Annotated in this window: 18 protein-coding genes; 9 read left to right on the top strand and 9 right to left on the bottom strand. The window is 70.9% G+C overall.

What is annotated here, in order from left to right:
• The first annotated feature begins 110 nt into the window (after positions 1–110).
• From ABZ016_RS15030 to ABZ016_RS15020, 3 genes are read left to right on the top strand one after another with little or no spacing between them, the layout of a single operon-like run.
• Positions 111–956, top strand: coding sequence for an ABC transporter substrate-binding protein (locus ABZ016_RS15030; RefSeq protein ID WP_356917086.1), 846 nt, complete (start codon positions 111–113; stop codon positions 954–956).
• The gene (locus ABZ016_RS15025) at positions 953–1,867 is read left to right on the top strand and encodes an amino acid ABC transporter permease (protein ID WP_356917016.1); all 915 of its coding nucleotides are present in this window, start codon (positions 953–955) and stop codon (positions 1,865–1,867) included. Before ABZ016_RS15030 ends, ABZ016_RS15025 begins: the two co-directional genes overlap by 4 nt.
• Positions 1,864–2,616, top strand: coding sequence for an amino acid ABC transporter ATP-binding protein (locus tag ABZ016_RS15020; RefSeq protein WP_356917015.1), 753 nt, complete (start codon positions 1,864–1,866; stop codon positions 2,614–2,616). The genes ABZ016_RS15025 and ABZ016_RS15020 overlap by 4 nt, the downstream gene beginning before the upstream one ends.
• Positions 2,617–2,656: 40 nt before the next feature.
• Here ABZ016_RS15020 and aroQ read toward each other — a convergent pair whose 3' ends face one another.
• Positions 2,657–3,130, bottom strand: a complete 474-nt coding sequence (gene aroQ, locus ABZ016_RS15015; RefSeq protein WP_356917014.1) for a type II 3-dehydroquinate dehydratase — start codon at positions 3,128–3,130, stop codon at positions 2,657–2,659.
• A gap of 112 nt (positions 3,131–3,242) precedes the next feature.
• Between aroQ and ABZ016_RS15010 the strand changes: the two genes are divergently transcribed.
• Entirely contained in the window at positions 3,243–4,289 is a 1,047-nt protein-coding gene (locus ABZ016_RS15010; protein ID WP_356917085.1) for a S66 peptidase family protein, read from the top strand.
• A gap of 95 nt (positions 4,290–4,384) precedes the next feature.
• Positions 4,385–5,659 carry an MFS transporter gene (locus tag ABZ016_RS15005; protein WP_356917013.1) on the top strand — a complete coding sequence of 425 codons (1,275 nt, stop codon included), beginning with the start codon at positions 4,385–4,387 and terminating at the stop codon, positions 5,657–5,659.
• On the opposite strand, the gene ABZ016_RS15000 is transcribed toward ABZ016_RS15005, so the two are convergent.
• The 6 genes from ABZ016_RS15000 to ABZ016_RS14975 form a co-directional block, all read right to left on the bottom strand.
• The gene (locus ABZ016_RS15000; RefSeq protein ID WP_356917012.1) at positions 5,649–6,749 is read right to left on the bottom strand and encodes an ionic transporter y4hA; all 1,101 of its coding nucleotides are present in this window, start codon (positions 6,747–6,749) and stop codon (positions 5,649–5,651) included. The two genes, ABZ016_RS15005 and ABZ016_RS15000, sit on opposite strands and share 11 nt — an antisense overlap.
• 136 nt (positions 6,750–6,885) lie before the next feature.
• On the bottom strand, positions 6,886–7,887 hold the full coding sequence (locus ABZ016_RS14995; protein ID WP_356917011.1) for a TerC/Alx family metal homeostasis membrane protein: 1,002 nt from the start codon (positions 7,885–7,887) through the stop codon (positions 6,886–6,888).
• A gap of 225 nt (positions 7,888–8,112) precedes the next feature.
• Positions 8,113–10,128, bottom strand: coding sequence for a TerD family protein (locus ABZ016_RS14990; RefSeq protein WP_356917010.1), 2,016 nt, complete (start codon positions 10,126–10,128; stop codon positions 8,113–8,115).
• Positions 10,129–10,204: 76 nt separating this feature from the next.
• Positions 10,205–10,783 (bottom strand): TerD family protein, encoded by a 579-nt coding sequence (locus tag ABZ016_RS14985; protein ID WP_356917009.1) that lies wholly within the window; start codon positions 10,781–10,783, stop codon positions 10,205–10,207.
• A 139-nt stretch (positions 10,784–10,922) separates the two neighbouring features.
• Positions 10,923–13,070 carry an excinuclease ABC subunit UvrB gene (gene uvrB / locus ABZ016_RS14980; protein ID WP_356917008.1) on the bottom strand — a complete coding sequence of 716 codons (2,148 nt, stop codon included), beginning with the start codon at positions 13,068–13,070 and terminating at the stop codon, positions 10,923–10,925.
• A 40-nt stretch (positions 13,071–13,110) separates the two neighbouring features.
• Positions 13,111–13,983 (bottom strand): MHYT domain-containing protein, encoded by an 873-nt coding sequence (locus ABZ016_RS14975; RefSeq protein WP_356917007.1) that lies wholly within the window; start codon positions 13,981–13,983, stop codon positions 13,111–13,113.
• Positions 13,984–14,266: 283 nt separating this feature from the next.
• On the opposite strand from ABZ016_RS14975, the gene ABZ016_RS14970 reads away from it, so the two are divergent.
• A complete protein-coding gene (locus ABZ016_RS14970) occupies positions 14,267–15,151 on the top strand; it encodes a glycerophosphodiester phosphodiesterase family protein (protein ID WP_356917006.1) in 885 nt (294 codons plus the stop codon).
• Between the two features lie 47 nt (positions 15,152–15,198).
• The gene (locus ABZ016_RS14965; protein WP_356917005.1) at positions 15,199–15,753 is read left to right on the top strand and encodes a methylated-DNA--[protein]-cysteine S-methyltransferase; all 555 of its coding nucleotides are present in this window, start codon (positions 15,199–15,201) and stop codon (positions 15,751–15,753) included.
• A 14-nt stretch (positions 15,754–15,767) separates the two neighbouring features.
• On the opposite strand, the gene ABZ016_RS14960 is transcribed toward ABZ016_RS14965, so the two are convergent.
• The gene (locus tag ABZ016_RS14960; RefSeq protein ID WP_356917004.1) at positions 15,768–16,196 is read right to left on the bottom strand and encodes a VOC family protein; all 429 of its coding nucleotides are present in this window, start codon (positions 16,194–16,196) and stop codon (positions 15,768–15,770) included.
• A gap of 106 nt (positions 16,197–16,302) precedes the next feature.
• Here ABZ016_RS14960 and ABZ016_RS14955 point away from each other — a divergent pair, with 106 nt between their 5' ends.
• Both ABZ016_RS14955 and ABZ016_RS14950 read left to right on the top strand, forming a co-directional pair.
• Positions 16,303–17,211 carry a pseudouridine-5'-phosphate glycosidase gene (locus ABZ016_RS14955; protein WP_356917003.1) on the top strand — a complete coding sequence of 303 codons (909 nt, stop codon included), beginning with the start codon at positions 16,303–16,305 and terminating at the stop codon, positions 17,209–17,211.
• On the top strand, positions 17,208–18,128 hold the full coding sequence (locus ABZ016_RS14950) for a PfkB family carbohydrate kinase (RefSeq protein ID WP_356917002.1): 921 nt from the start codon (positions 17,208–17,210) through the stop codon (positions 18,126–18,128). The genes ABZ016_RS14955 and ABZ016_RS14950 overlap by 4 nt, the downstream gene beginning before the upstream one ends.
• Before the next feature lie 25 nt (positions 18,129–18,153).
• Here the strand turns inward: ABZ016_RS14950 and ABZ016_RS14945 are convergent, their stop codons facing one another.
• Entirely contained in the window at positions 18,154–18,948 is a 795-nt protein-coding gene (locus tag ABZ016_RS14945) for a methyltransferase (protein ID WP_356917001.1), read from the bottom strand.
• Positions 18,949–19,187 lie beyond the last annotated feature (239 nt).

Here is a 19,187-nt window from a genome sequence, read left to right as displayed (position 1 = left end):
CGCGCACGCGCCCCGTGTGAATCGTTCGCACACGCCGGGGTCGCACATGCGCTCCCCTCTCCCCCGGTTGAGCGGTCAACTGGAAGGAGCCCCGCGCAGGATGACGGCTCCTGGGCGGATGGGCCGTCGTCCTCCTCGCCGCCGCCGTGAGTTGTGCACCGCAGCCGGAGGCGTCGGACAAGCCTTCGGCGTCCGGGAACAACACCTGCGAGAAGGGCGAGCAGGCCACCCGGACCTCGGGCAAGCTGACCATCGCCACCGACGAACCCGCCTATGAGCCCTGGTTCAAGGACGGCGATCCCGCGAACGGCAAGGGATTCGAGTCGGCGGTCGCCTACGCCGTCGCCCGGCAGCTCGGCTACGGCAAGGACCGGGTCGTCTGGCAGACCGTCCCGTTCAACAAGGCCTTCGCACCCGGCGAGAAGACCTTCGACTTCGACATCAACCAGGTGTCCGTGAGCGCCGAGCGGAAGAAGGCCGTGGACTTCTCGTCCGGTTACTACGACGTGCGCCAGGCCGTCGTCGCACTCAAGGGCACCAAGGCCTCGAAGGCCACGGGCATCGCCGGTCTCAAGGGCTTGAAGCTGGGCGCCCAGGTCGGCACCACCAGCCTCGACTACATCGAGAACGTGGTGAAGCCGACCCGGCAGGCCGCCGCCTTCGCCAAGAACGACCAGGCCAAGTCCGCCCTGAAGAACGGCCAGGTCGACGCCATCGTGGTCGACCTGCCGACCGCCTTCTACATCACAGGCGCCGAGGTCACCGACGCGACGATCGTCGGCCAGTTCGAGAACCAGGGCGGCACACCGGAGCAGTTCGGTCTGGTGCTCGACAAGGGCAGCGCCCTCACCCCGTGCGTGACGGACGCGGTGGACGCGCTCCGCGAGGACGGCACGCTCGCGAAGATCGAGCAGCAGTGGCTGTCGGACGCCGTCGACGCTCCGGTGCTCAAGTGACGGTCACCGAAGAGGAATCCGGGGCGGACTCGGGCAAGGGCTCCGGTGAGGAGGGCGTGCGCGACGCGTACGCCCCGTCGCGGCGGCGGATCGAGCGCGAGCGCTACAAGCGTGCCCGGGCCCGCCGGGCCACGGCGATCGCCGCTCTCTCGACCCTGGTCACCGGAGCCGTCCTCTACCTGGTCGTCGTCAATGCCCCGGGCTGGCCGCGCACCAAGGAGACCTTCTTCGACGGGGGGTACGCGCGCGAGGCGTTCCCCAAAGTCCTCGAAGGGCTGTGGCTGAACGTCCGGCTGCTGCTGGTCTGCGGGGCCGCGGTGCTCGTCCTCGGCATGCTGATCGCCGTCGCCCGTACGCTGCGCGGGCCGGTGTTCTTCCCGCTGCGGGCCCTGGCCGCCGCGTACACCGACTTCTTCCGGGGGCTGCCGCTCATCATCAACCTGATGATCGTGGTCCTCGGTGTCCCGGCGCTGCGACTCCAGGGCGTGACCGTCGACCCGGTGCTGCTCGGCGGCGCCGCGCTCACCCTGACGTACTCGGCGTACGTCGCCGAGGTGTTCCGGGCCGGCATCGAGTCCGTGCACCCCTCGCAGCGCGCCGCGGCCCGCTCGCTCGGGCTCAGCAACCGGCAGGCCCTGCGGTACGTGGTGCTGCCTCAGGCGGTGCGCCGCCAGGTGCCGCCGCTGCTGAACGACCTGGTGTCGCTGCAGAAGGACACCGGGCTGGTGTCGATCGGCGGGGCGGTGGACGCCGTACGGGCCGCCGACATCATCGTCGGCCGCAGCCTCAACTACACGCCGTACATCGTCGCCGGTCTGGTGTTCGTCGCGCTGACCATCCCGATGACCCGCCTCACGGACTGGGTGACAGCGCGGATGGACCGCCGCCGGGCCCAGGGAGGAGCCACATGAGCGAGACGCCCGTGTTGCGGATGGAGTCCGTCCGCAAGACCTTCGGCGGCTCGGTCGTGCTGCGGGACATCGACCTGGAGGTCGCCCCGCACACGGTCACCGCGCTGATCGGCGCGTCCGGCTCCGGCAAGTCCACGCTGCTGCGCTGCGCGAACCTGCTGGAGGAGATCGACGACGGGGCGATCTGGCTGGACGACGAGGAGATCACCGACCCGCGCGTCGACCAGGACACCGTGCGCCGCCGGATCGGCGTGGTGTTCCAGGCGTACAACCTGTTCCCGCACATGACGGTCCTGGAGAACATCGCGCTCGCCCCGCGCCGGGTGCACGGCGTGCCCCGGGCCGAGGCCGAGGCACGCTCACGTGAGCTGCTGGAGCGGCTCGGGCTGGGCGGCAAGGCGGACGAGTATCCGGACCGGCTGAGCGGCGGCCAGCAGCAGCGGGTGGCGATCGTCCGCGCCCTGGCCGTCCGGCCCCGGCTGCTGCTGTTCGACGAGATCACCGCCGCCCTCGATCCGGAGCTGGTGGGCGAGGTCCTCGCCGTCGTCCGCGGGCTGAAGGACGAGGGCATGACCATGGTGCTGGCCACGCACGAGATGGGCTTCGCGAGGGAGGTCGCCGACCAGGTGTGCTTCCTGGAGGGCGGTGTGGTGCTGGAACGCGGCACGGCCGAGCAGGTCTTCGGGGAGCCGCGGCAGGAGCGCACTCGGCGCTTCCTGCGGCGGGTCGTGGAGGCGGGACGGCTGTAAGGGGCGCCCGCCAGGGTCTGCGGGGCTTGCCTTCACCGGGTCACGTGTCTGCCGTGCCCGCCCCCGCCAGCGCCGCGACCCGCTCCACGCCGAACACGTACCCCTGCACCCCGCAGCCCGCGATGACCCCGTCGGCGCGCAGCGACACGTAGGAGTGGTGCCGGAACGACTCGCGCTTGTGGATGTTGGAGATGTGGACCTCCAACACCGGCATGCCGTCGCAGGTGTTGAGCGCATCCAGGATGGCGACGGAGGTGTGCGAGTAGGCGCCCGGATTGATCACGATCCCGCAGTGGTTCAGCCGCGCCTCGTGGATCCAGTCGACGAGTTCGCCCTCGTGGTTGGACTGGCGGAAGTCGACCGTGCCGCCGTGCGCGGCCGCCGCCTTGGCGCACAGGGTCTCGACGTCGGCGAGGGTGTCGGAACCGTAGATCTCCGGCTGGCGCTGGCCGAGCAGGTTCAGGTTGGGGCCGTTGAGGATCATGATCGGGGCGTTGGCCAGGGTGCGGGGCACGGTTCCTCCGGTCCGGTCGGGGTCGGGCGGCCCGTGGCGGACCGCTGCTCACAGCCGGTTTATCACGGTGCGCCGGAGGGTCGCCGGGCCGTAGCCTCCCGGCATGACGAGCCTGACCAGCCCGAGCTACCCGCCCAAGCCGTCCCCTGGTGACCGCATCGCCGTGATCTCACCGTCGTCCGGTCTGCCGGGGCTCTTCCCGCTCCCCTACGAGCTGGGCCTGGAGCGGCTGCGCAAGGAGTACGGGCTGGAGCCGGTCGAGTACCCGGCGACCCGCACGATGGGCGCCACGCCCGAGGAGCGGGCCGACGACATCCACGCCGCCTTCGCGGACCCGGACATCAAGGCGATCATCGCGTCGATCGGCGGGGACGACCAGATCACGGTGCTGCCGCACCTGGACCGGGAGTTGATACGGGCCAACCCGAAGCCGTTCTTCGGGATGAGCGACAACACGAACCTGCTCGCGTTCCTGCGCACCTGCGGCATCGTCGGCTTCCACGGCGGGAGCGTGATGTGCGAACTGGGCCGCCCCGGGGCCATGCATCCGCTGACGGCCGAGTCCTTGCGGGCGGCCCTGTTCACCTCCGGACCGTACGAGCTGCGCCCCGCCGAGCGGTGGCGTGACGTCGACCGGGACTGGGCGGATCCGGCGACCTTCGACGCCGAACCGGAGACACGGCCGGGGACCGGCTGGACCTGGGTCAACCCGGACCGGGTGGTCGAGGGCCGTAGCTGGGGCGGCTGCCTGGAGATCGTCGGCCGGCTGCTCATGGCCGACCGCGAGATCGCGCGCGACCTGTCCGAGTACGACGGCGGTGTGCTGCTCCTGGAGACCTCGGAGGACATGCCGAGCGCCACGGAGGTCTTCTCCACCCTGCGGAACATGGGCGAACGCGGGCTGCTCCGGCGCTCCTCGGCCCTGCTGATGGGCCGCCCGAAGACCTGGTCCTTCGAGCGGCCCAACAGCCCGGAGGAAGCCGCCCGTTACGCGTCCGACCAGCGTGCGGCGGTGCTGCGCGCCCTGCGCGCCTACGCCCCTGGCACCACGATCGTCTTCGACGTCGACTTCGGACACACCGATCCACAACTGGTGATCCCGTACGGCGGCACCGTACGTGTGGACGGTCCTGCCCGGCGCATCACGGTCACGTACTGAGGACCCCCCGGGCCCTCCACGCGCCCCCGTAACCCACCGTCACCGTGGGTAGTTGACGCGGCATGCACGACGTACGCACCGTAAGGGCACCTTCCATGCCGCGCCTGGCGGCCGCCTCGCTCGCCGGCACGGCCATCGAGTTCTACGACTTCTTCGTCTACGGGACCGCGGCGGCCCTGATCCTGGGACCGCTGTTCTTCCCGACCTTCTCGCCGGTGGCGGGGACGCTGGCCGCCTTCGCCACCTTCGGCGTGGGCTTCGTGGCACGGCCCCTGGGGTCGGTGCTGTTCGGGCACATCGGGGACCGGCGGGGACGGCGGCCGGTCCTCGTCGCCTCCCTGCTGCTCACCGGCGCCTCCACGGTCGCGGTGGGCTGTGTGCCGACGTACAGCGCGATCGGCGTGGCCGCTCCTCTGCTGCTCCTGGTCCTGCGTTTCCTCCAGGGTCTCGGGCTCGGCGGGGAGTGGGGCGGGGCGGTGCTGCTGACGGTGGAGCACGCGCCCGCCGGACGGCGCGGGCTGTGGTCGAGCTTCCCGCAGGTCGGGCCGGCGCTGGGGTTCCTGCTCGCCAACGGTGTGGTGCTGGGGCTGTCGGCGACGCTGTCCGAGGCCCAGTTCGCGGCGTGGGGGTGGCGGGTGCCGTTCTGGGCGGCGGGGGTGCTGGCCGTCGTGGGGCTGTGGCTGCGCTCCTCGCTCGCCGAGAGCCCTCGTTTCCTGGAGATCGACGACCACGCGCGCGTGCCGCTGGCCGAGGTCCTGCGTGACCACTGGCGCCTGCTCCTGCTGACCGGTGGGGCGCTCGCGATCGGCTACGCGATCTTCTACGCGGTGACGACCTGGTCGCTCGCCTACGGCACGGAGCAGCTGGGGGTGAGCCGCAGTGTCATGCTGACCTGCATCATGGCCGCGGTGGTGGTGAAGGGCGCGCTCACGCCACTGGCGGCGGTGCTCGGGGATCACTACGGCCGGCGTCCCCTGTGCCTTGCCGGGTGCGCGGCCGCCGCCCTGTGGATGTTCCCGATGGTCGTGCTCCTCGCCACCGGCGATCCGCTGCCGATGTTCCTCGGCTTTCTCGGGGCGATGCTCGCGTTCATCACGATGTTCGCCGTGATCGCGGCGTATCTGCCGGAGCTGTACGCGCCGCGGGTGCGCTGCACGGGCGCCGCCGTCGGATACAACCTCGGCGGGGTGATCGGCGGCGCGCTCACCCCGATCGTGGCGACGGCGCTCGCCGAGCAGGGCGGGCGGGTGCCCTGGGGCGTGGCCGCCTATCTGACGGCGATCGCGCTGCTCAGCCTGGGGTGCTTCGCGCTGCTGCCGGAGACCCGTCCGGTTCCCGCGGCGGCGGGGGCGGAGGCGGCTACGGGTTGACGGCGAGCTCCAGATAGGCCGCGAACAGCACCAGATGGACCCCGCCCTGGAGCGGCGTGGCCCGGCCCGGCACCACGGTCAGCGAGGCCACCACCACGGTCAGGGCGAGCAGCAACATGTGCGTGGCGCCGAGACCGAGCACCAGCGGGCCGGAGAGCCACACGGACGCGAGCGCGACCGCGGGAATGGTCAGTCCGATGCTGGCCATGGCCGAGCCGAGGGCGAGGTTCAGGCTGGTCTGCACCCGGTCGCGGCGGGCGGAGCGCAGCGCGGCGATGCTCTCCGGAAGCAGCACCAGCAACGCGATGATCACGCCGACGACGGCCTGGTGCAGCCCGGCTGCCGCCACCCCGGACTCGATGGTGGGCGAGACCCCTTTGGCCAGACCGACCACGCCGATCAGCGCCAGGCCCAGCAGCCCGAGACTGATCAGGGCGGTGCGGGCCGTCGGTGCCTCGGCGTGCTCCTCCGAGGTGATCACCTCGCCGTGCCGGGTGATCGGCAGGAAGTAGTCCCGGTGCCGCACGGTCTGCGTCGCGACGAACAGGCCGTACAGGACCAGTGAGGAGAGCGCGGCGAACGTCAGCTGGACGGTGGAGAACTCCGGGCCGGGCTTGCTCGTGGTGAACGTAGGCAGGACCAGGCTGAGCGTCGCCAGGGTCGCGACGGTCGCGAGCGCGGCGCCGGTGCCCTCGGGGTTGAAGACGGCCGTGCCGTGCCGCAGGGAGGCGACCAGGAGGCAGAGGCCGACGATGCCGTTGCAGGTGATCATCACGGCTGCGAAGACCGTGTCGCGGGCCAGTGTCGAGGTCTTGTCCCCGCCGTCGGCCATCAGGGTGACGATGAGGGCGACCTCGATGATCGTGACGGCGATGGCCAGCACGAGGGATCCGAAGGGTTCGCCGACCCGGTGCGCCACCACCTCGGCATGGTGCACGGCGGCGAGGACGGCTCCCGCGAGGACCAGGGTCACCAGCGCGACGATCACGCCGGGCAGATCACGCCCCCAGGTGAGGACGAGCAGCACGACCGCGAGCAACGGCACCAGGGTCGTCCACTGCGTCGTGAGCGGCCTGCGCCGAGCGGTCATGGAGTTGATCGTCGCAGACGCCCGGGGGGCCCGCACTCCGGTCGTGCGGGCCTTTCGAGCCACAAGCACCGGGACCGGTGGTCGGCAACTCGCCGCGCACCGGTCCCGGTGATGGTTGTTCCTACGTCCGACGTGGTCAGACGTCGATGCTGTCCTTCGGAGCGCTTCCGCTCTGCCCCTGCGCCGCCTCGGCCGCCGCCTGCTTCTTGGAAGCCCGCAGGCTGGTGATCGTGGTGACGATCAGGACGGCACAGATCACGCCGAGCGAGACCGGAATGCTGATCTCGGGGACGTGCACCCCGGACTCGTGCAGAGCGTGGAGCACCAGCTTCACTCCGATGAAGCCCAGGATGATCGACAGGCCGTAGCTGAGGTGGACCAGCTTCTTCAGCAGGCCGCCGATGAGGAAGTACAGCTGGCGCAGGCCCATCAGGGCGAACGCGTTGGCCGTGAAGACGATGTACGGGTCCTGCGTCAGGCCGAAGATCGCCGGAATGGAGTCCAGGGCGAACAGCACGTCCGTGGTGCCGATCGCGAGCATCACGACCAGCATCGGGGTCATGACCCGCTTGCCGTTCTCCTGGATCCACAGCTTGGTGCCGTGGTAGCGGTCGGCCACACCGAAGCGGCGCTCGGCGGCCTTGAGCAGCTTGTTCTCCTCCCAGTCCTCGTCCTCCTCGTCCGCGCGGGCCTCCTGGATGAGCTTCCAGGCGGTCCAGATGAGGAAGGCGCCGAAGATGTAGAACACCCACGAGAAGCTGGCGAGGATCGCCGCACCGGCGGCGATGAAGATGGCCCGCAGGACCAGGGCTATGAGGACACCGATCAGCAGCACACGCTGCTGATACTGCGAGGGCACCGCGAACTTCGCCATGATCAGGACGAAGACGAAGAGGTTGTCGACGCTCAGCGACTTCTCGGTGATGAAGCCCGCGAAGAACTCACCGGCGGGCTGGCCGCCGCCGAAGAGGAGCAGGCCGAGCCCGAAGAGCGCGGCCAGGACGATCCAGACGATCGTCCAGATCCCGGCTTCCTTGATCGACACGTCGTGCGGCTTGCGGCCGATGAAGAAGTCGACCGCGATCAGGGCGGCGAGGCCCACGATCGTCAGGACCCATAGGGTCACGGAAACATCCACTGCGCCTCCGGCAGTCGTTAACGGCAAATGTCAGCGTCGTCGCTGCCGGAGGTCTCTTCCACCCAAGGATGGGCCGACGCCCCGGGATCTGGCCTGATCCGTATTGACGGGAACGCCGCAGCAGACAGGGAGTACTCCCCTCCGTGCCGACAACAGTACCGCAATCACCAAGAAAAGGTAAAGCGCTCGGCAAAAGAAAGGGAAAAGCGCCTGGTCAGTGGCCCTTTACGTGTACTTGGTGCGGGCGGCCGCGACCTGGCTGAGCACCTGCTGGAGCACCTGGCTGCCCGGCGGCACGAGCGAGGGCTCGTACGTCCAGGCGTGACCGACCCACGGGTCGGCCAGGTGGTCGTCGGCCACCGGGGTCAGTCGCAGCAGCGAACGCCACAGCGGGTCGAGCAACGGTCCGTAGGCGGAGGACTCCTCCCGGTCGGCCACCATCATCAGGTGGACGCCGAAGGCGGGGCCCTCGTCGGCGAGGTAGCGCAGCTGGTTCACGGCCCGGTCGTCGAAGCCGTGCGGGAAGTCGTTGACGATCAGCAGCTGCTGCGAGGTGTCGAAGCCCGGCGGGAGGGAGTCGGCGGCGCCGCCCCGCACCGCCATCTGCACCAGGTCGACCCGCTGGGTGAGCCGGGCCAGCACGTCGGCCACCCCTGCGGCGCCGAGCGCGGGCGGGGCCGCGAGCACACCGCTCTGCACGAGGGGCACCAGCGGTTGTCCCCCTGAACCGGCCGGGTCGATGACGTGGACGGTGAACTCGCCCGCCGGGTACACCGCGAGCAGCCGGGCCGCGTGCGCGACCGCCGTCTCCATGGCCAGACGTCCCATGGCGTGCGCGTCGGTGAGCGAACCGTCGAAGGACGCGGTCCGGCCGCTGTCGATCCACAGACCGCGCTCCAGCGGCAGCCGGACCAGCATCGGGATGCGGATCCGGTCGGCCTCGGGGAGATGGAGGTCGCCCAGGCGCAGAGCCATGGGAATCTCCATCGGTACGCGGTAGGCGTGCCACACGGGGTTGTCCCAGCGGGCATACGCCGGCGGCAGGGCCGGTTCGACGACCTCGGTTTCCGCCGTGAGCTGGGCAAGGTCCCGGTCGAAGGCCTCCCTGGCCTGGGCGACGAGCTGGGCGTGCCGGGCCCGGGCCGCCTCACGGGCGGCGTCTCCCTGACCGCCGATCCGGCTGCGCGGGTCGGACAGGAGCTGCTCCAGCTCCTTGTCCATGCGTGACTCGGCGAAGTCCACGGCGCTGCGATAGGCGGCGGTGGTGCGGGCGAGGTCCTCGAACATGCCCCACACCTGGTTGTAGAGCCGCTCGTCCATGGACCAGCCGGTCGCGTCGCCCGCGACGGGCTGTGCGGGCTGCCCGGGTGCGGCCGGGGGTGCGGTGGGCGGAGGCGGGGGCGGGGCGGTGTTCTGGCGGCGCGGGTGGCTGTAGTCGATCGGGCCGCCGCCCGCCGTGGGTGCGGAGGGCTGGGTGACGGAGGAGGGGTCCGGTGCGCCGGGGGGATACGCCGGCGGCGGTGGTGCGGGCTGTCCCGGCGCGCCGGGGGTCTGCCCGCCGTAGGGGGAGACCGGGGGTACGCCCTGGGGAGCGGTGCCGCTCTGGTCCGGGCCGAGGGCCGGGGCGGCCGCCTGCCGGGAGCGGTCGCCGTCCGCCGTTCGGGGCGGGGGCGCCTGCACCGAGCGGGTCAGGCCCTGGGCCACCGCGTCGTCGATGCTGCCGGCGAGCTGCTGGGCCTGCGGCAGTCCCTGGTCGGTGAGGAGTTCGGCGAGGCCGCCCGCGTACCCCTGGCCGATCGCCCGGACCTTCCAGGCGCCCTGCCGGCGGTACAGCTCCAGGGCGACGACCGCGGACTCGGTGTCCAGACCGGTGATGGTGTAGCCGGCGATCTCGCCGCCGTCGAGGCCGGTGACGGCGACGAACGGCGCGGCCACGGCCCCGAACCGCACGGGACCCGGTCCACCCGAGGGCAGGGCGAGCAGCACGCTGACACGGTGGACGGCCTCCGGCACGGCACCCAGGTCCACCGCGAGCCGGTGGTCGGCGGCGGCCTGCCGGGAGACCTCGAGCCCCGGCTGGGTGGGGGCGCCCGGGTGGGCCACCCACTCCACGCCGCGGATTCTGCCGTTCTCGTCACTGAGCGCGGCCGCGGCCACGATCGGCGTGCCGGCCGAGACCCTGATCTCGAGACGGACCTGGGAGAGCGGGTGGTTCTGCCCCCGCACCAGCTCGGCCGTCATCGCCTTCGTCCCCCTGTGTCGTTGTCTGGTGTCGTGTGCCCCTCGACGGCCTGCCCGGGCCGCCTGGCCCGGGGTCCTAGAGGACGGGCAGGATCGCCGGCATCAGGTCCTGGAAGGTACGGCCGTTGGCCGGGTTGCCGAGGGCCGTCATGCTCCAGCCCTGACCCGAACGGTGCACCTTGGCCATGATCTGGGCCGTGTACTGACCGCCGCCGGCCAGCGTGTAGCGGGCGAGCTCCTGGCCGTTGGTCTCGTCGACCAGGCGGCAGAACGCGTTCTGCACCTCCTGGAACGTCTGGCCCGTGAAGGAGTTCACGGTGAAGACGATCTGGTCGATGTGGACCGGGACACGCGAGAGGTCGACGAGGATCGCCTCGTCGTCGCCGCCCTGGCCGACACCGCCGACGAGGTTGTCGCCGGTGTGGCGCACCGAGCCGTCGTCACTCACCAGGTGGCGGAAGAAGACGACGTCGACCGGCTGCTTGTCCGCGAACAGGACGGCGGACGCGTCGAGGTCGATCTCACGCGTACGCGAGCCGAACAGGCCGCGCCGGGGGGCCGCCTGCCAGCCGAGACCCATGCGCACCGCGGTCAGGCTGCCACCGTCGTTCTTCTGCAGACTGATGGCCTGACCCTTGGTCATGTTGACGGTCACGCGCTGATTCCCCTCTCGAACGTCCCCTGTTGCCGCGAAGTCGCGGTTGATCAGAACCCTACGCAGGGGGACTGACAGTGCCGTACCCCGGTCCGCACTTTGTGTCGGTCTTGCAACACTGCGCGTACGCGGTGCGCTGTCAGGCCAGTCCGGCCTCCTTCATCTGGCGCAGTTCCTTCTTCATCTCGGAGACCTCGTCGCGCAGCCGGGCCGCGATCTCGAACTGGAGCTCCGCGGCGGCGGCCCGCATGCGCGTCGTGAGCTCCTCGATCTGCTCGGCGAGTTCGGCCGCGGGACGGTCGGTCGGCACCGTTTCCTTGGACCTGCCCTTGCCCTTGGCGGCCTTGGTGGCCTCGGCCGCCTTGCCGCCGAGGGACGGCACGGGTGCCTTGGTGCCCCCGCCGTCCTTCCGCCCCTTGCGGTAGCCCGTGCCGAGCAGCTGCTCGGTGTCGACGTCCTCGCGGGCGATCTGGGCGACGATGTCGTTGATCTTCTTGCGAAGCGGCTGGGGGTCGATGCCCTGCTCCGTGTTGTACGCGATCTGCTTCTCCCGGCGCCGGTTGGTCTCCTCGATGGCCTTCTCCATCGCCGGAGTGATCTTGTCGGCGTACATGTGCACCTGGCCGGAGACATTGCGCGCGGCGCGGCCGATGGTCTGGATCAGGGAGGTGCCGGAGCGCAGGAAGCCCTCCTTGTCGGCGTCCAGGATCGCCACGAGGGACACCTCGGGCAGGTCGAGCCCCTCCCGCAGGAGGTTGATGCCGACCAGCACGTCGTACTCGCCGGAGCGCAGTTCACGGAGCAGTTCGACACGGCGCAGGGTGTCGACGTCGCTGTGCAGATAGCGCACCTGGATGCCCAGCTCCAGGAAGTAGTCCGTGAGGTCCTCGGCCATCTTCTTGGTGAGGGTGGTGACCAGGACGCGCTCGTCCTTCTCGGTGCGCTGCCGGATCTCGTGCACCAGGTCGTCGATCTGGCCCTCGGTGGGCTTGACGACGACCTCCGGGTCGACGAGGCCGGTGGGGCGGATGATCTGCTCGACGACCCCGTCCGAGCGGGACATCTCGTAGTTCCCGGGGGTGGCCGACAGATAGACCGTCTGGCCGATGCGCTCCTGGAACTCCTCCCACTTCAGGGGGCGGTTGTCCAGGGCCGAGGGCAGCCGGAAGCCGTGGTCGACGAGGGTGCGCTTGCGGGAGGCGTCGCCCTCGTACATGGCGCCGATCTGCGGGACGGTGACGTGCGACTCGTCGATGACGAGCAGGAAGTCGTCCGGGAAGTAGTCCAGCAGGGTGTTGGGCGGGGAGCCGGGCAGGCGGCCGTCGAAGTGCATCGAGTAGTTCTCCACGCCGGAGCAGGTGCCGATCTGGCGGAGCATCTCGATGTCGTAGGTGGTGCGCATCCTGAGGCGCTGGGCCTCCAGGAGCTTGCCCTGCTTCTCCAGCTCCGCCAGGCGCTCGCCGAGCTCCTTCTCGATGTCGTTGACGGCCCGCTCCATGCGCTCGGGGCCGGCGACGTAGTGGGAGGCCGGGAAGACGTACAGCTGCTCGTCGTCGCTGATGATCTCGCCGGTGATCGGGTGCAGGGTGGACAGCGCCTCGATCTCGTCGCCGAACATCTCGATGCGGACGGCCAGCTCCTCGTAGACCGGGAAGATCTCGATGGTGTCGCCGCGGACGCGGAAGGTGCCGCGGGTGAACGCCATGTCGTTGCGCGTGTACTGGATGTCCACGAAGCGGCGCAGCAGCTCGTCGCGGTCGATCTCCTCGCCGACCTTGAGGGGGACCATGCGGTCCACGTACTCCTGCGGGGTGCCGAGGCCGTAGATGCAGGATACCGAGGCGACCACGACGACGTCGCGGCGGGTGAGCAGCGAGTTGGTCGCGGAGTGGCGCAGGCGCTCGACCTCCTCGTTGATCGAGGAGTCCTTCTCGATGTAGGTGTCCGACTGCGGGACGTAGGCCTCGGGCTGGTAGTAGTCGTAGTACGAGACGAAGTACTCGACCGCGTTGTTCGGGAGCAGCTCGCGGAACTCGTTCGCCAGCTGGGCGGCCAGCGTCTTGTTCGGCGCCATCACGAGCGTGGGGCGCTGGAGCTTCTCGATCATCCACGCGGTGGTGGCGGACTTGCCGGTGCCGGTCGCGCCGAGGAGGACGACGTCCTTCTCGCCTGCCTGGATGCGCCGGGCCAGCTCGGCGATGGCCGTCGGCTGGTCGCCGTTCGGCTGGTAGGGGCTGACGACCTCGATGGGCGCCACCGTGCGTTCGATGTGGGAAACGGGCCGCATGGAATCCACCGTACGACCCCGCACTGACAACGGGCTCCGATCAGCGGTTCTGCGGGGTTCGGGAGCCTCGGTGCGCCACCGGGCGGCGGGGGCGGAACCGCAGGCGGCGGGGGTTGTGGTGGGCGGCGCTGTGGGTGTGGGCCGGGATGCCGGGCTTGTGCTCGACGGGGGCGACGGTGGGCTTGCCCATGACCATCAGCGGGTCGAACATCACCACGACGCCCGCGAGGAGGAGGAAGGCGAGCGGTCCGATCAGCATGGGCGCGAGCAGGGAGGCGGGCGACTCGCCCGTGGTGGGTGCGGCCGTGCCGTGCACGTGGACGTCGAGGGCCGCCATGCCGGTGTAGTGCATGCCGGTGACCGCGAGCCCCATCACGAGGCTGGCGCCGACGCTCCACAGGAATCCCCTGACCTGGCCGGCCGCCCACAGGGCGGCGGTGGCAGCGCCCATGGCGATCGCGACGGAGATGCCGACGGTGAACGTGTTGTACTCGAGCTTCCCGTCCAGGCGCATGCTGGCCATGCCGAGGTAGTGCATCGACGCGATGCCCAGGCCCGTGATGGTGCCCCCGGTGAACAGGGCCGTCCCCCGGGCTCCCTTGTAGCCGACGATGAAGATCCCGACGCCCACCATCACGATCGCGACGGCCAGGCTCGCGAAGGTCATCGACTTGTCGTAGTGGATCGGGGTCCCGCTGACGGTGAACCCCATCATCGCGACGAAGTGCATGGTCCATATGCCGGAGCCGATGGCGGCCGAGCCCAGGGCGAGCCAGCCGGGGCGCCAGGACTGGGCGACGAGCATGGATCTGGTGGTGCAGCGCAGGCCCAGGGCGCCTCCCAAGCAGGCCATGAGGTAGGCCACCAGGGGTGTGACCAGGCCGTAGCTGAATCCGTCGACCGTGCCCTGCATGCGCGGCTGCCCTTCCCGCCCTTTGCGTCCCGGAATTCCTGATGTGCGCCCCCTCCCAGGACCGCACAGCGGTCAGGGTTGACGCAGAGAGTATGACCCCCACCGGAATGGTCGAACGACTTTCCGGCAAAGAAACACGGCCCTGCCCCAGTTGTGCGGCACCAGTGAGCGGAGTGGGGTCATCTCCGTTCAACCTGTGGCCATCCTGTACCCCTCTCGCGTTGACCCTCTGCTGTCAGAGTTGAGCTGTCTGTAACGTGATCGCTCGACGTGAGGAGTACGCATGCACGCGCGCGCTGTTGCCGCCTCCACCACCGCACTCCTGGGGACCGCCGGCCTCCTCTTCCCCGTCTCCCCCGCGGCCGCGGCCGACGCCCGCACGGCACCGCTGGTCATCGCGCACCGCGGTGGCTCGGCGTACGCGCCGGAGAACACGCTGGCCGCCGTGGACAAGGCGGCCGAGCTGGGCATCGGCTGGGTGGAGAACGACGTCCAGCGGACCTCGGACGGTGAGCTCGTCGTCGTCCACGACGACAATCTGCGGCGGACCACCGATGCCGAGGAGGTCTTCCCCGGCCGGGCTCCCTGGAAGGTGAAGGACTTCACCGCCGCCGAGATCGCCCGTCTCGACGCGGGCAGCTGGTTCAGTCCCGCGTACGCGGGCGCGCGTGTGCCGACGCTGAAGCAGTTCGTGCACCGTGTCGAGCGGCATCACCAGAAGCTGCTTCTGGAGATCAAGAACCCGGAGCTGTATCAGGGCATCGAGCAGCAGACGCTGAAGGTCCTCAGCAACGAGGGCTGGCTCGACCGGTCGCACCTGGCGGACCGGCTGATCGTGCAGAGTTTCAGCGCGGGCAGCGTGCGGGCGGTGCACGAGCTGAAGCCCGGCGTGAAAACCGGCCTGCTCGGCACACCGCCGGTGCGGGACCTGCCGGACTACGCCGATTTCGCCGACCAGATCAATCCCTCGTACAGCACCCTCTCCACGGCGTACGTCTCCTCCGTCCAGGCGTTCGACGGGCCGCACGGCAGTCCGATGGAGGTCTTCGCCTGGACGGTGGACGACGCGGCGACGGCCCGGCGGGTCGCCCGGTACGGCGTAGACGGGATCATCACGAACAGGCCGGACGTGGTGCGGGAGGCCGTGGGAGGCTATTCCCGCTGGTGAGGCCGCGGACGCGGGGCGTTGTCAGTGGCGGGTCGTACCGTGGGCGCATGGACAGTCAGGGGCAGGTCGAGCCGCGGGTCGTGTGGGCGGTCGTCGAGAGCGGAATCGGGCCGTTGCTGCTGGCCGCGAGTCGGGACGGCCTGGTCAACGTCGTGTTCCACGCCACGGACGCGGTGCGGGACCGGGCGGTCGAGCGGCTGGCGTCGCGGTTCGGCACCGAGCCCGTCGAGGCGCCCGGCTCTCCGCTGCTGGCCGAGGCGATACGCCAGGTCGAGGGGTACTTCGCGGGTCGGCGCCGCGATTTCGACCTGCCGCTGGACTGGTCGCTGATCTCCGGCTTCAACCGGGAGGTCCTGCGCGAACTGGCCTCAGGCGTGCCGTACGGCACCGTCGTCGGGTACGGCGATCTGGCCGGGCGGGTCGGTCAGCCGGGAGCCGCCCAGGCGGTGGGCACGGCGATGGGCGCCAACCCGCTGCCGGTGGTCGTGCCGTGTCACCGGGTCGTCGAGAGCGGGGGCGGCATCGGCGGCTTCGGGGGCGGTCTGGAGACGAAGCGGAAGCTGCTCGCCCTGGAAGGGGTGCTGCCCGAGCCTCTCTTCTGAGGCCGCGGTCCCGGTCAGTCGTAGTGCCGTGCCTCGAAGACGTTTCCGTCCGGGTCACGGAAGTAGAAGCTGCGCGTGGACTTGCCCCGGGCTCCGAAGGAGTCGTACGAGAGGTCCGACACCGGCACGGAGCGTTCCTCGAGGCGGCTCAGGAGCGCGTCGAAGTCCTGGCGGGGCAGCGACAGGCAGACGTGGTTGACGGGGTGCCCCGCGCTGTCGGCGGCACCGGGCAGCATCGTCATGCGTTCGGCGAAGGTCAGCGGCATGAGGTCGAGGATGGTCTCGTCGTTGACGCGCACGGAGGGGAAGGGTGCCTGCCCCGCGGCGAACTCGGTGAGCCTGAGCGTCTCCATGCCGACGGCCTTCTCGTAGAAGTCGGCGGCGGCGACCGGGTCGCGTACCCAGAGGACGACGTGGTCAAGACGTGCGGTGTGGTCCGTCATACCCCCAGGCTCGTGACGCCTCCGGCGGCCCGCAAGGGTTTGGCCCGGCGCGCCGCCCGCCAGAGATGAGGGAAGACCGACTGACCGACTGACAGGAGGCAGGCGCGTGGTGCTGGTGGTGTCCGAAGAAGTGCGGGAGGCGATCGACGCGCGTCGACCCGTGGTGGCCCTGGAGTCCACGATCATCGCCCACGGGCTGCCGCGTCCGCGCAACCTCCAGGTGGCGCTGGAGTTGGAGACGGCCGTACGGCAGGAGGGCGCGGTGCCCGCGACGATCGCCGTGCTGGACGGGCGGCCTCGAGTCGGCCTGGACAAGGATCAGCTGGAGCGCGTCGCGAACGAGGACGGGATCCGCAAGCTGGGTCACCGGGACCTGCCGCTGGCGGTGGCCTCCGGGGCGAGCGGGGCGACCACGGTGTCGGCGACGGCTCTGCTGGCGGCCCTGGCGGGCGTACGGGTGTTCGCGACCGGCGGGCTCGGCGGGGTGCACCGGGAGTGGACGGTGACGCAGGACGAGTCGGCCGACCTGGGTCTGCTGGCGCGGACCCGGATCACGGTGGTGTGTGCCGGGGTGAAGTCGATCCTGGACGTGCCGGCGACGCTCCAGCGGCTGGAGACGCTGGGTGTCGCGGTGGCCGGGTACGGCACCGGCCGGTTCCCCGGCTTCTACCTGTCCGACTCGGGGCATCCGGTGGACTGGACACTGGAGTCGCCGGAGCAGGTGGCGGGCGTCATGCGGGCCCAGGACGCGCTCGCCGGGCCGGAGTCGGCGCTGATCGTCGCCAACCCCGTCCCCGAGGCGGAACAGCTCGATCCGGAGCTGCACGCGCGGGTGCTCGCGGACGCGCTGCACGCGTGCGAGGCGGAGGGGATCACCGGCCAGGCGGTCACGCCGTTCCTGCTCGATCACCTGGTACGGCACACCGACGGTGCCTCGTTGAGCGCCAATTTGGCGGCGGTCCGCGGCAACGTACGCCTGGCGGCGCGGATCGCGGCGGCCTGGGTCCGGGGATGACGGGAGGCGGGTGCGAGGGTGGGGCGCTGCTGGTCGTGGGGGACGTCGTCACGGACGTCGTGGCACGGCACCGGGGGCCCCTCGCGGCCGGGACGGACACGGCTGCCTCGATCCGGACGGTGCCGGGCGGGGCGGGTGCCAACGTGGCGTGCTGGGCCGCTGACCGGGGTGCGACGGAGGTGCGGCTGCTCGGGCGCGTGGGGGCGGAGGCCGCCGCCTGGCACGAGCGGGAGCTGGCGGCCCACGGTGTGCGGCCGCGGCTCGTCGTCGACCCGGAGGCGCCGACCGGCACGGTGATCTGCCTGGTCGACGGGGGTGCTTCGGCGGAGCGGACGTTTCTCACCGACAGCGGGGCGTCGCTGCGGCTCGAACCGGCCGACTGGTCGGACGCGCTGCTCGACGGAGCGGCCCGGCTGCACCTGTCGGGTTATCTGCTGTTCTCGGAACCGAGTCGCGCCCTGGTGGCGGTGGCGCTGGAGGCGGCACGCGCGCGGGGCGTGCCGGTCAGCCTGGACCCCGCCTCGGCCGGGTTCCTGAAGGAGCTGGGCGCCGAGCGCTTCCTCACGCTCGCCGACGGAGTGGACGTCCTGCTGCCCAGCCGGGACGAGGCGTGCCTGCTGACGGGGCGGAGCGACGCGGCCGAGGCGGCTGCCGAGCTGAGCCTGCGCGTTCCGCTGGTGGTCGCCAAGCAGGGCCATGAGGGGGCGGTCGTGGCCCGTTCGGGACGGGTGTACGCGCGCGTTCCGGCCGTGCCGGCGACGCCGCGGGACACCACGGGCGCCGGTGACGCCTTCACCGGCGCCTTCCTCGCCGCCCTGCTCGCGGGTGCCGGCCCGCAGGAGGCGGCGGAGGAGGGCTGCCGGGCGGGCGCGAGGGCGGTGGAACATGTGGGCGGCAGACCGCCCCGGTCCGGCTGATGTCTCGTGTCCCGCTCGGCCCGGGCTACGGTTTGCGCCCCCACGCGGAGATCATCGGAGCCGTCGTCAGGTCGAGGACGCCGGACGTGACGTTCGTGAGGTGGCGGTTGATGTCCTGGTCCGTGGCGAGGCCCGCGGCGACCAGCTGGTCGCGGATCTGGCGGATGGTGAGGGACTCCAGGGCGGCACAGGCCGGCGAGGCGATGGGGAAATAGGCGTCGGCCTGCACGCGGGTCAGGCCGGCCTCCCGCAGCAGGCGCGGGAGGGTGCGGCCGCAGGGAAGCTCGGTCCCGCGGTCGGCGAGCAGTCGCCGGAAGCCCTGCCGCAGCCGGTTCGCGAGCTGTTGCTCGGAGCCGCACTCGTCGGGGCAGAGCAGGGGCTGGAGGGCGGGGTCGGCGTCCTCGACGAGGAGGCGGCCGCCGGGGCGCAGCGCCTTGACCATGGTCCGCAGCGCCCGTTCCCGGTCGGGCGTGTGGACGAGCGCGAGGCGTGCGTGCACCAGGTCGAAGCCCTCCCCCGGCGGCTCCTGCCCGACCAGGTCGTGCACGAGCATCCGGACGGGCGGACGGGGGGCCGGGAAGAGCCGGTCGGGATCGGCGTCGGTCGCGACGACGCGGCCGGTCGGGCCGACCTTCTTCGCCAGCCAGGACACCACGGAGATGCCGCCGGCACCGACCTCCCAGCACCGCCAGCCGGATCCGACGCCGAGTGCCTCGAGATGCTGGAACGTCGTGGGGTCGAAGAGAGCGGCGAAGGCGCTGAAGTGCTCTGCCGCCTCGGTCTGCCTGTTGTCGAGGAGGTACCCATCGGTTCGCGTCATGCCGTGATCATCCCAGTTGTCCCACTTGTCCGTGATGGTCGACGCTCCGACACGGAGAACCGCACCGCGTCGGCACGCGTCGCTGCCTTCGTCGGCATCACCGTGTCCGGCAGGCGCCGATGGCTTGGCCCACGGCGCCGACGGCTTCTCCACAGCCGGGAACAAAGCGGAACGAGCCGTTTCCACAGGCTTACCCGCAGCTCACGTCGGCCTGGCAGACTGGCGCGCCAAGGCGCAGG

The organism is Streptomyces sp. NPDC006372 (assembly GCF_040612515.1).
In the GTDB taxonomy this organism is placed as follows: domain Bacteria; phylum Actinomycetota; class Actinomycetes; order Streptomycetales; family Streptomycetaceae; genus Streptomyces.
Note: the sequence above shows the minus strand (reverse complement) of the source record. Positions and strands in the feature narration are given on the sequence as shown.

Excerpts from the sequence above, each read along its gene's own strand:
- ABZ016_RS14970 (WP_356917006.1), top strand. The coding sequence starts at position 14,267 with ATGCACGCGCGCGCTGTTGCCGCCTCCACCACCGCACTCCTGGGGACC.
- ABZ016_RS15000 (WP_356917012.1), bottom strand. The coding sequence starts at position 6,749 with ATGACCGCTCGGCGCAGGCCGCTCACGACGCAGTGGACGACCCTGGTG.
- ABZ016_RS14965 (WP_356917005.1), top strand. The coding sequence starts at position 15,199 with ATGGACAGTCAGGGGCAGGTCGAGCCGCGGGTCGTGTGGGCGGTCGTC.
- ABZ016_RS14945 (WP_356917001.1), bottom strand. The coding sequence starts at position 18,948 with ATGACGCGAACCGATGGGTACCTCCTCGACAACAGGCAGACCGAGGCG.
- uvrB (WP_356917008.1), bottom strand. The coding sequence starts at position 13,070 with ATGCGGCCCGTTTCCCACATCGAACGCACGGTGGCGCCCATCGAGGTC.
- ABZ016_RS14960 (WP_356917004.1), bottom strand. The coding sequence starts at position 16,196 with ATGACGGACCACACCGCACGTCTTGACCACGTCGTCCTCTGGGTACGC.
- ABZ016_RS14990 (WP_356917010.1), bottom strand. The coding sequence starts at position 10,128 with ATGACGGCCGAGCTGGTGCGGGGGCAGAACCACCCGCTCTCCCAGGTC.
- ABZ016_RS15005 (WP_356917013.1), top strand. The coding sequence starts at position 4,385 with ATGCCGCGCCTGGCGGCCGCCTCGCTCGCCGGCACGGCCATCGAGTTC.
- ABZ016_RS14950 (WP_356917002.1), top strand. The coding sequence starts at position 17,208 with ATGACGGGAGGCGGGTGCGAGGGTGGGGCGCTGCTGGTCGTGGGGGAC.
- ABZ016_RS15020 (WP_356917015.1), top strand. The coding sequence starts at position 1,864 with ATGAGCGAGACGCCCGTGTTGCGGATGGAGTCCGTCCGCAAGACCTTC.
- ABZ016_RS14975 (WP_356917007.1), bottom strand. The coding sequence starts at position 13,983 with ATGCAGGGCACGGTCGACGGATTCAGCTACGGCCTGGTCACACCCCTG.